The sequence below is a fragment of the Mycobacterium sp. KBS0706 genome, assembly GCF_005938675.2.
Lineage (GTDB): Bacteria > Pseudomonadota > Alphaproteobacteria > DSM-16000 > Inquilinaceae > Inquilinus.
In genome coordinates this window covers 47,835-57,975 of record NZ_VCCH02000052.1, presented here as the reverse complement: position 1 = coordinate 57,975, position 10,141 = coordinate 47,835, and the positions used below count along the sequence as shown (strand labels likewise).

10 protein-coding genes are annotated in these 10,141 nt (G+C 68.2%); 2 read left to right on the top strand and 8 right to left on the bottom strand.

The window, feature by feature from the left end; genetic code table 11:
- Window positions 1-769 precede the first annotated feature (769 nt).
- A complete protein-coding gene (locus FFK22_RS25325) occupies window positions 770-1,747 on the top strand; it encodes a hypothetical protein (RefSeq protein ID WP_138890190.1) in 978 nt (325 codons plus the stop codon).
- 547 nt (window positions 1,748-2,294) lie between these two features.
- Here FFK22_RS25325 and FFK22_RS25320 read toward each other — a convergent pair.
- The 8 genes from FFK22_RS25320 to pcaD form a co-directional block, all read right to left on the bottom strand.
- Window positions 2,295-3,671, bottom strand: coding sequence for a 3-carboxy-cis,cis-muconate cycloisomerase (locus FFK22_RS25320; RefSeq protein WP_221938842.1), 1,377 nt, complete (start codon window positions 3,669-3,671; stop codon window positions 2,295-2,297).
- Between the two features lie 119 nt (window positions 3,672-3,790).
- Window positions 3,791-4,996: a 3-oxoadipyl-CoA thiolase gene (pcaF, locus tag FFK22_RS25315; protein WP_138890191.1), complete on the bottom strand. Its 1,206-nt coding sequence runs from the start codon at window positions 4,994-4,996 to the stop codon at window positions 3,791-3,793.
- Complete coding sequence (locus FFK22_RS25310) at window positions 4,993-5,766, bottom strand: CoA-transferase subunit beta (protein WP_138890192.1); 774 nt, start codon at window positions 5,764-5,766, stop codon at window positions 4,993-4,995. Before FFK22_RS25310 ends, pcaF begins: the two co-directional genes overlap by 4 nt.
- Before the next feature lie 2 nt (window positions 5,767-5,768).
- Entirely contained in the window at window positions 5,769-6,626 is an 858-nt protein-coding gene (locus FFK22_RS25305; protein ID WP_138890193.1) for a CoA transferase subunit A, read from the bottom strand.
- 3 nt (window positions 6,627-6,629) lie between these two features.
- On the bottom strand, window positions 6,630-7,199 hold the full coding sequence (gene pcaG, locus FFK22_RS25300; RefSeq protein WP_138890194.1) for a protocatechuate 3,4-dioxygenase subunit alpha: 570 nt from the start codon (window positions 7,197-7,199) through the stop codon (window positions 6,630-6,632).
- Between the two features lie 2 nt (window positions 7,200-7,201).
- The gene (gene pcaH, locus FFK22_RS25295) at window positions 7,202-7,894 is read right to left on the bottom strand and encodes a protocatechuate 3,4-dioxygenase subunit beta (protein WP_138890195.1); all 693 of its coding nucleotides are present in this window, start codon (window positions 7,892-7,894) and stop codon (window positions 7,202-7,204) included.
- Window positions 7,891-8,274 carry a 4-carboxymuconolactone decarboxylase gene (gene pcaC, locus FFK22_RS25290; protein ID WP_138890196.1) on the bottom strand — a complete coding sequence of 128 codons (384 nt, stop codon included), beginning with the start codon at window positions 8,272-8,274 and terminating at the stop codon, window positions 7,891-7,893. Before pcaC ends, pcaH begins: the two co-directional genes overlap by 4 nt.
- Window positions 8,267-9,058 carry a 3-oxoadipate enol-lactonase gene (gene pcaD, locus FFK22_RS25285; protein ID WP_138890197.1) on the bottom strand — a complete coding sequence of 264 codons (792 nt, stop codon included), beginning with the start codon at window positions 9,056-9,058 and terminating at the stop codon, window positions 8,267-8,269. Before pcaD ends, pcaC begins: the two co-directional genes overlap by 8 nt.
- Before the next feature lie 102 nt (window positions 9,059-9,160).
- On the opposite strand from pcaD, the gene pcaQ reads away from it, so the two are divergent.
- The gene (gene pcaQ / locus FFK22_RS25280; RefSeq protein WP_221938841.1) at window positions 9,161-10,105 is read left to right on the top strand and encodes a pca operon transcription factor PcaQ; all 945 of its coding nucleotides are present in this window, start codon (window positions 9,161-9,163) and stop codon (window positions 10,103-10,105) included.
- Window positions 10,106-10,141: the final 36 nt, after the last annotated feature.

The following is a 10,141-nucleotide window of genomic DNA, read 5'->3' as shown; positions in this document are numbered from 1 at the left end:
GTCGGGGATCGACTCCGACCCCGCCGGCGTCGCCTGCTGCTGCGTCGAGATCATCCGCTTGGCGAACATGTCGATCGCGACCAGCTCGCGCAGCGTGTCCAGCGCCCACCCCGTCCATTTCATGTCGGGGTCGGTCGGTTTGATCTCGTCGGAGTCGGATTGCGCCTGATCCATGGAACGTATCATGAACATGAATCGCGATCGAGTCCAGTGCCGTGCCGAAACATCAGGAAATCCGCGGCGTTCCGCGAAGGGTGTACACACCGCGGAAGACCCGGCGCCGCGATCGGCCCAACCAGATTCGACCCCACCGGCCAGTGCCAACCCAAGGCGGACTGGGAACCCGACATCCTCGCCAAGCCCACCCTATGGTCCGGATTCGGCTCGTTGCGGGCGCTCCATTGCCTCCTGGCTTCCCAAAAGCGGACACCTCCGGCGATCCATCGGGACTTCCGGGGGCAAGGGTCTTGTCAAGTCGACTTGACGGGTCGCTTTGAGCCTCGGGTACTGTGGTGAATGGCGAGGGCGGCTCGGGGAGCACATCATCGTCCGCACCGCCGACCACACAGAGACGCTTTCCAGGGCGCATGCTCCAGACTCGCATGCATCGAAGCCCGCCAGAATCTCTTCCCGGACTCACCCGTCAGGTTTGTTCCACTTGCCGCGAAGAACCTTCCGAATACCGGTATGCATCCCTTGGCTTTCCCTCTCCGCCGCACCGCCCCCTATACTGGACGCGCGAGAACACCAACCATTCAGGATCTGTGCAATGGCCGACGAAGCGGGGGAAACGGCAAACGAATCTGAATCGCAAATGCACAGTGAAACGAGCGTCCGGCGGCGAGCTATAGTTTTAAACTGGGTTGCGCGCCTCACTGGTGGAGAGCAGTCAGACACTATTTTGGGTTCAAGAACGTTACGGAGCTATGCCGACCGACACGCTCCAGGAGCGGAGGTGCCCGCAGCACCACCCGAGCCATTGACAATCCCGATTTCTGAAAGTCCGACACAAGAGCCTGGACCACCTGAATCGGTTACGGCAAAAGAGTTTGCTGTTAAGGAGACTTTTGACGATATTGAAAATCATTACCGCGATGGACCGAAATGGTGGGATAGAATTTGCCTCCCACTAGACAGTGCGTCACCGAAGGCGCAACGAAGAAATGCCGAAGCGATGCAGTCCTTTATAGAAACTAGCAAATTTAGAATAAAATTAGACGGCAAACCGCTCCCAACTTTAAAGCGTGGCGAAGAATTATTCCGCAGCAATGCTAAATATGGGAATTGTGCAGAAACATCCGCTTATGCGGCATACGTGTTAAATAAGCAATTTCCGGACGACAATTTGTTCATTATCAGACTTAGGCCTCCAGGAGATCATAGCCTAATTGTGATTGGCGAGGAACCACCCGAGGTATCCATTTCAGAATGGAAAGCCATCTCTCGATCCAATTTCTGTCAAGTATTCGATGTCTGGTTGGGAATCTGCTGTCATATTTCGAAATACCCAGATGAGATTCCAAAGCAACTCGACAAGTTCGCGGCTGCTGGAGAATATATTTTGGTTGCGCGGGATGATGAAGAAAGGAGCGTGATAATCCCGGGCAATGGGCAGGACGTGGAAGATAGAAAATGTTCCTACCATGTGCCAAGCGACCCTGCCTATGTGTCCAACCTGATGACATCGCCCACTGAAGTCGCGCCCGTTGGGGGGCTGAAACCGCCAGCTGGTTGGAAATTTCCGTAGCGGACGCAATACTGGAAGAAGAGGATCGCCCTTCTGGTCGTGCTGCCCAGATGATCGGCACCAAATTTACTGAGATAGAAGTCATGATCCATAGTATCAACGAGGCTGCCGCGGAAAGCGGCGTCTGGGCCGAGGTTCCGATTATCAAGGATTCTACCTCCTACCTTCGGATTTTTTAGAATCCCTGAGAGCCAAGCCGCCAATGATTGCGATCCCGCCATATTTGGATTGTGCCGTTATGCATGATTGAACATGCCTCACGCCGCGCATCCTGGCTCGACACAGTGTTCCAGCTCCTTCAACGGACCGCTCTGCCGCGATCAGGCGCCCAGTGCCCGGATCGGGCCTTCCAACAGTGCACTTTCAGCGGGTTTCCGCCCACGCTTGGCAGGAGCAAGAGACCGGCCGCTCTCGCGTTCGCCGTGTCCGCTCTCGGGAGTTTGGTGCGGTGACCGCTCCTCACCCTTTGCGGCCAGGCGACAGGGCGTCACCGTGCCTTCGCCTCATACCGCTCCCGCCCTTTGCCGCCATCCGGCGTGCGTGGCTCTCAGCCCTGCTTCGCTGCCGCCAGCACGCGGTCGATGAAGGCGTCGGCGGCGCCGAGGTGGCTGGCGGGGTCGCGCAAGGCGGGCCAGTCGACCGGGGCCTGGGACATCCCGGCCAGCAGGTCGAACAGATGGCGGCCGGTGGCGGTGGCCTTCGTCGCCGCATCCTTCACCAGGCGCTGCGCCTCGGGGCGCGGCATGTGGGCGGCGAGGGCGAAGCTGGCCGCCTCGGCCAGCAGCAGGCCGTGCGAGGCCTCGAATCGCTCTGCCATCCGGGCGGCGTCGACCGTCAGGCTGGCGGTGACGGCCAAAGCATGGTTCAGCGCCGCGCCGGCGGCCACCGCCATCTGCGGCAGGGCCAGCCATTCGACCGGCCAGGCGGCGCCGTCGCGCTCGTGCTCGTGCAGCATCGCCTGGTGGATCTGGCCGACGAGGCCGGCGTTGAAGCGGGCGAGGGCGACCAGCGTCTCCGGCCCCACCGGGTTCGATTTCTGCGGCATGGTCGAGGAGCCGCCGCCGGCACCCGGCCGCACCTCCGCCACCTCGGTCTGGGCCAGGAGGCACAGGTCGCGGCCCAGCTTGCCCAGCGTGCCGGTGACCAGCGCCAGCCAGCCGGCGAATTCGGCGATGCCGTCGCGCTGGCTGTGCCAGGGCATCGGCGGCACGGCGAGCTCCAGGATCTCCGCCAGCGCCGCCTCGACCTCCACCCCGTCCTCACCCAGCGCGCCCAACGTCCCGCTCGCCCCGCCGAAGGAGAGCACGAGCAGGCGGGGCTTCAGCTCGAAGAGCCGGTCGCGGTCGCGCAGCAGCGGCGCCAGCCAGCCGGCGGCCTTGAGGCCGAAGGACACGGGGGTCGCCTGCTGCGACCGGGTGCGGCCCGGCATCACCGTGGCGCGATGGGCGTCGGCGAGGCCGGCCAGGGCCTCGATCAGGGCCGCCAGCCGGGTCTCCAGGATCGCGATCAGCCGGCGCAGCCGCAGCACCAGCCCGGTGTCGAGGATATCCTGGCTGGTGGCGCCCCAATGCACCACCTGGGCGGCATCCTCGCCGGCCGACACGGCCACCGCCTGGCGCAGCGCCGCGACCAGGGCCGGCACCGGCACGCCGTCCTCGGCCGTCTTCGCGGCCAGTGCCGCCGGGTCGGGAATGAGCGCGCCGGCGGCCGCGGCGATGGCGCTGGCGGATGCGGGCGGGATCACGCCGCAGCGCGCCTCGGCCTCGGCCAGCGCGCCTTCGACCCGCAGCATCGCCCGCAGCGCCGCCTTGTCGCTGAACAGGAGGGCGGTCTCGGCGTCGGAGAGGAGCGGGCCGAAGAGGGCGGAGTCGAAGGGCGAGACGGTCATGGCCTGCAGCATGATGGGGATCGGGCTCTGCGTCACCTCTCCCGAGAATCCCGCGCCGTCATTGCGAGCGCAGCGAAGCAATCCATAGCGCAGCTCGTGCGGGCCGATGGATTGCTTCGTCGGCTTCGCCTCCTCGCAATGACGGGGTGGGGACTTCAGACCGCTTCCAGCGCCAGGGCGATGCCCTGGCCGACGCCGATGCACATGGTGGCGAGCGCCCGCTTGCCGCCGCCCAGGCTCAGCTGCAGCGCCGCGGTGCCGGCGAGGCGGGCGCCGGACATGCCGAGCGGGTGGCCGAGAGCGATGGCGCCGCCATTCGGGTTCACCTGCGGCGCGTCGTCCGGCAGGCCGAGGTCGCGGGTCACCGCCAGGGCCTGGGATGCGAAGGCCTCGTTCAGCTCGATCACGTCGAAATCGCCGATCGACAGGCCCAGCCGCGCCAGCAGCTTGCGGCTGGCCGGGGAGGGGCCGAAGCCCATGATCCGTGGCTCGATGCCCGCCACGGCGCCGCCGAGCACCCGGGCGATCGGGGTCAGGCCGTGGCGCGCCGCCGCTTCCTCCGACGCCACGATCAGCGCCGCAGCGCCGTCATTGACGCCCGACGCGTTGCCGGCGGTCACCGTGCCGCCCTTGCGGAACGGGGTGGGCAGCGCCGCCAGCTTCTCCAGCGAGGTCTGGCGCGGATGCTCGTCGCGGTCGACCACGATCGGCTCGGCCTTCTTCTGCGGGATGGTCACCGGGGCGATCTCGCGCGCCAGGCGGCCATTGGCCTGGGCCGCCAGCGCCTTCTGCTGGCTGCGCAGGGCGAAGGCATCCTGGTCGGCGCGGGTGACGCGGAACTGCTCGGCCACATTCTCGCCGGTCTCCGGCATCGAATCCGTGCCGTACAGCTGCTCCATCCGCGGGTTGACGAAGCGCCAGCCGATGGTGGTGTCGTAGACCGCATTGGACCGGGAGAAGGCGGTGTCGGCCTTCGGCATGACAAAGGGCGCCCGCGACATGCTCTCGGCGCCGCCGGCCAGCATCAGCTCGGCCTCGCCGGCCTTGATGGCGCGGGCGGCGATGGTCACGGCGTCGAGGCCGGAGCCGCAGAGGCGGTTGATGGTCGAGCCGGGGATCGCGGCCGGCAGCCCGGCCAGCAGCAGGGCCATGCGGGCGAGGTTGCGGTTGTCCTCGCCGGCCTGGTTGGCGCAGCCGAGGACGACGTCGTCGACCGCCTCCCAGTCGACCTTGGCATGGCGTTCCATCAGCGCCTTCAGCGGGATGGCGGCGAGGTCGTCGGCGCGGACGGCGGACAGGGCGCCGGCATAGCGGCCGATCGGGGTGCGCAGATAGGCGCAGATATAGGCGTCGCGGCTCATGCGGCCTCTCCATGGGCGATGCGGGTGCGCTCCTTCAGGTCGCGGAGCGTCTTCAACTCCAGCGCCGAGGGCGGCGGCGTCTGCTCGATATTGTCGGCGAAGCGGACGGTCCAGCCGCAGCTGTCCTGCACCTGGTCGCGGGTCGCGCCCGGATGCAGCGAGACGACGGTGAACTCCTTGGTCACCGGGTCGGGCCGCCAGACGGCGAGGTCGGTGACCAGCAGGGTCGGGCCCTTGGTGGTGACGCCGTGGCGGGCGCGGTCGTCGCCGCCGGTGCCGTGGCCGAGCGAGGTGAAGAAGTCGATCTTTTCCACCATGCCGCGCTTGTTCTGCTTCATGGTGATGAAGATCTCGCCCGAGGAGGTCGCGATCTCCGGCGCGCCGCCGCCGCCTGGCAGCCGGACGGACGGCTTGTGATAGTCGCCGATCACCGTGGTGTTGATGTTGCCGAAGCGGTCGAGCTGGGCGGCGCCGAGGAAGCCGATGGTGATGCGCCCGCCCTGCAGCCAGTAGCGGAACATTTCCGGCACCGGGACGGTGGTGATTGCGGTGTCGCACAGCTCGCCGTCGCCGATCGACAGCGGCAGCACGTCGGGCGCGGTGCCGATGGTGCCGGATTCATAGATCAGGGTGATATCCGGGGCGTGGGTCAGCCGCGCCACATTGCAGGCGGCCGACGGCGCGCCAATGCCGACGAAGCAGACATCGTCGTTGCGCAGCGCCCGGGCCGCCGCGATGGTCATCATCTCGTCGGGGGTGAACTCGGCCATGCTCACGCCCTCCCGCTCAGCGGCGCGACCCGGCCGGCGAAGGCGTCGGGGCCGCTCTCGATCACGTTCTCTTTCATCCAGGCCAGGAAGGTCTCGCGGTCGGCGGCGATCCTATCCCAGGCCAGGTAGAAGGCGTTGTCGCGCGGATAATAGCCATGGGCGTAGGAGGGGTGGGCGCCGCCCGGGACATGGACGATCGAGGTCACCGTCCAGCGCGGCAGCACGCAGGCATTGGGATGGACGCCGTCGAAATCCTCGACGATCTCCTCAGCCGTCACCACCGACCGCTTCGCCGCCAGCACCGCCTCCTTCTGCACCCCGACGATGCCCTCGATCAGCACGTCGCCGCGGCGGTTGGCCTTCTGGGCGTGGATGAAGGTGACGTCCGGGCGGATCGCCGGGACGGCGGCCAGGGTCTCGCCGGTGAAGGGGCAGGTGACCGATCTGATGTTCGGGTTCACCTCGGCCAGGCCGGCGCCGCGATAGCCGCGGAACACGGCGCAGGGCAGGCCGGCCGCCCCGGCCTCATAGGCGTTGGCCATGGCGGCGTGGGAGTGCTCCTCGATCTCGACCGGGTTCGGCCAGCCCTTCTCGATCGCGTCGCGGACGCGGCGCAGCAGGCCGACGCCGGGGTTGCCGGCATAGGAGAACACCAGCTTGCGGGCGCAGCCCATGCCGATCATCTGGTCGTAGACCAGGTCGGGCGTCATCCGCACCAGGGTCAGGCCGTGCCGGCCCTGGCGGATCGCCTCATGCGCGGCGGCGTGCGGGATCAGATGGGTGAAGCCCTCGAAGGCCGCGGTGTCGCCGTCATGGAGGTTCTCGGCGACGGCCTCGGCCAGGGTCTGGAATTTTGCCATGGGTCAGATCTCGAAGAAGACGGTCTCGCCGTCGCCCTGCATGCGGATGTCGAAGCGGTAGCGGCCGGGGCCGTCGCTTTGAGCGATAAGAGTGCCGCGGCGTGCCTCGGGCACCGCGTTCAGCACCGGGTCGCTTGCGTTGGCCGCTTCCTCGGGGAAGTAGATGCGGGTGAAGCAATGCACCAGCAGGCCGCGCATGAAGACGATGACGCTGAGATGCGGCGCCTGGCCTGGCCCCGGCGCGCCCGGCCGGATGGTGTCGAAGACGAAGCGCCGCTCCGGATCCGTGCCGGTGCCGCAGCGGCCGAAGCCGGTGAAGCCGTCATTACGCTGCGGCCCCGGGAACACGCCCTTCGAATCCGCCTGCCAGATCTCGATCAGCGCATCCTCGATCGGCTGGCCGGCGCCGTCCAGCACCCGGCCGGTGACGCGGATGCGCTCACCCGGCACGGCGTCGCCGGCGATGGTGCCGTCGGCGATCTGCGGGAAGTCGTAGCCATATTGCCGCGGTGTCAGGCCATAGGCGAAGAAGGGGCCGACGGTCTGGGACCCGGTCTGGGGAAGTTTCGCCACTTTCACTTCTCCATCGGCGTCGCCAGGCGCCCGCGCAGCACGATGTCGAATGCGTAGCCCAGCGCGACCTCCGGCTCGGTGAGGTCGAGGCTGAAGGCCGCGATCAGGCGTTCGCGCCCGGCCGGGTCGGGGATGCTGTTGAACATCGGGTCCAGCGTGTGCAGCGGGTCGCCGGGGAAGTACATCTGTGTCACCAGCCGGGTGGCGAAGGCCGGGCCGAACAGCGAGAAATGGATGTGCTGCGGCCGCCAGGCGTTCGGGTGGTTGCGCCAGGGATAGGCGCCCGGCTTGATCGTCAGGAAGCGGTAGCGGCCCTCGGCGTCGGTGACGCAGCGGCCGGCGCCCAGAAAATTCGGGTCCAGCGGCGCGTCGTGCTGGTCGACCTTGTGGATGTAGCGGCCGGAGGCGTTGGCCTGCCACAGCTCGACCAGCGTGTTCACCACCGGGCGGGCGTCCTCGTCCAGCACCCTTCCGGTGACGATGATGCGCTCGCCCAGAGGCTCGCCATTGACCCGGCCGTTGCGGGTCAGGTCGGCCTCGCCCGCCGGGGCCGCGGCGAAGGACGGGCCCTGATGCTCGGACAGCGCGCCGGAGAGCGGCACCAGCGTCTGCGACGGTGCCCGCAGCACGGTGGAGCGGTAGCCCTCGTAGAGATGCGGCGGATGGATGTGCCAGTCGCGCGGTTGGAAGCTCACTTGGGTTCCTCCCCTTCGGCGAGCACCTTCCTGGCGATGGCGAAGGCGGCGTTTGCCGCCGGCACCCCGGCATAGACCGCGACATGCAGCAGCGCCTCGCGGATGTCCTCCGGCGTCGCGCCGGTGTTGGCGGTAGCGCGGATATGCATCGCCAGCTCTTCATGATGGCCCAGCGCGGCCAGGAGGGCGATGGTCAGCATCGACCGCTCGCGATGGGTGAGGTGAGGCCGGCTCCACACGCCGCCCCAGGCGCCGCGGGTGATGAACTCCTGGAACGGCGCGTCGAACTCCGTGGTGCGGGCCTGGGCGCGGTCGACATGGGCGTCGCCCAGCACGGTGCGGCGCACCGCCATGCCCTGGTCGTGCAGCGGGTCAGCCATGGGCGTCCTCGTTTCCGATGAAGTCGCGGATCAGCCCGCCCAGAAGCTCCGGCGCCTCGACGCAGGGGATATGGCCGGCGCCCGGGATGTCCGCGTAGCGCGCGCCGGGGATCAGGGCGGCCAGGGACCGCACAAGCTCCGGCGTCGTCGCGATATCCGCGGTGCCGCACAGGCACAGGGTCGGCACCGCCACGGCCCGGGCCGCCGCGGTCAGGTCGGCGTCGCGCAGGGCGGCGCAGGCGCGGATGTAGCCGTCGGCCGGGGTGCGGCTGAGCATGTTGCGGGCGGCCGCGACCAGGTCCGGCTGCCGGGCGCGAAAGTCGGTGGAGAACCAGCGCTCCATCGTCGCCTCGGCGATGCTGGCGACGCCATTGGCCTCGACCGCAGCGATCCGCGCCTGCCAGGCCTCGGCCGTGCCGATCTTGTGGGCCGTGTCGCACAGGATCAGCCGGCCGACCAGGTCCGGCCGCAGCCGGGTGAGGCCGAGCGCGATCATGCCGCCGATCGACAGGCCGACAATGGTGGCTCGGCGGATGCCGCGGGCGTCGAGCAGCGCAGCGAGGTCGGCGGCATGGGGCTCGATGCTGTCGCCGCCCTCGCTGCCGGACAGGCCGTGGCCGCGCTTGTCGTAGCGCAGGGTCCGGTGGTCCTGGAACCGCGGCACCACCGCATCCCAGATGCGGAAATCGGTGCCGACCGAGTTGATGAAGACCAAAGCGGGCGCGTCGCGCGGGCCCCTGTCCTCGACATGCAGCACGATGCCGTTCGCCTTGACCGCGTCCATCCCTCGTCCCTGGTTCCGCCCGGGTGTCGTGCTGCACTGTGCGCGGCGGGCACGGTTATGTAAAATGAGGAATTCGCCGATAAACATAACCGGACGATTATGGTGGAACGCGACAGCGCGGGGTCGATCGAGCGGCGGATCAAGCTGCGCCACCTGCAATGCTTCCTCGAGGCGGTGCGGCTGCGCAGCGTGGTGGCGGCGGCAGATGCGCTGGGGATCAGCCAGCCGGCGGTGTCGAAGACCCTGCGCGAGCTGGAGGAGGCGCTGGGCGCGCCGCTGTTCGACCGCAGCCGCAAGGGCGTGGTGCTGACGCCGTTCGGCCGGACCTTCCTGCACCATGCCGGCACCAGCGTCACGGCGCTGCGCCAGGGCATCGAGAGCGTGGTGCGGGCGCGGGCGGCGGGGGAGGAGCTGCTGCGCGTCGGCGTGCTGCCGACCGTGGCCGGCCAGATGATGCCGGCGGCGCTGGAGCGGTTCCGCACGGCCTGCCCCGGCGTGGTGGTGCGGGTGGTGGACGGGCCGAACCAGATGCTGCTGGGGCAGCTGCGCGTCGGCGGGCTGGACCTCGTGCTCGGCCGGCTGGCGGAGCCGGAGCAGATGACCGGCCTCTCCTTCGAGCATCTCTATTCCGAGCGCATCGCCTTCGCCGTGCGGCCCGGCCATCCGCTGCTGTCGCGCCCGGCGGTGGCGATGCGCGATATCCGCGCCTATCCGGTGATCGCGCCGCCGCCGGGATCGGTGATCCAGCCGACCGTCGACCGCCTGCTGATCGCCGCCGGCATCGAGGCGCTGCCGGACCGGATCGAGAGCGTGTCGCCGACCTTCGGCCGATCCTATGTCCGCCGCACCGACGCGGTCTGGATCATCTCGCGCGGCGCCGTGGCCCAGGATGTGGAGGAGGGCGTGCTGGCCGAGCTGCCGCTCGACGACGGCGATTCCACCGGCCCGGTCGGGCTGACCATGCGGGCCGAGGTGCCGCCGACCGATTCCGGCCGGATCTTCATGGCCATGGTGCGCGACGCCGCGCGGCAGGTGCGCGGCGCCTAAAGACGGACAATGATCCGGCCCGGTTTCGGCCATGTC

Excerpts from the sequence above, each read along its gene's own strand:
- FFK22_RS25325 (WP_138890190.1), top strand. The coding sequence starts at position 770 with ATGGCCGACGAAGCGGGGGAAACGGCAAACGAATCTGAATCGCAAATG.
- pcaF (WP_138890191.1), bottom strand. The coding sequence starts at position 4,996 with ATGAGCCGCGACGCCTATATCTGCGCCTATCTGCGCACCCCGATCGGC.
- FFK22_RS25310 (WP_138890192.1), bottom strand. The coding sequence starts at position 5,766 with ATGGCCGAGTTCACCCCCGACGAGATGATGACCATCGCGGCGGCCCGG.
- FFK22_RS25305 (WP_138890193.1), bottom strand. The coding sequence starts at position 6,626 with ATGGCAAAATTCCAGACCCTGGCCGAGGCCGTCGCCGAGAACCTCCAT.
- pcaC (WP_138890196.1), bottom strand. The coding sequence starts at position 8,274 with ATGGCTGACCCGCTGCACGACCAGGGCATGGCGGTGCGCCGCACCGTG.
- pcaD (WP_138890197.1), bottom strand. The coding sequence starts at position 9,058 with ATGGACGCGGTCAAGGCGAACGGCATCGTGCTGCATGTCGAGGACAGG.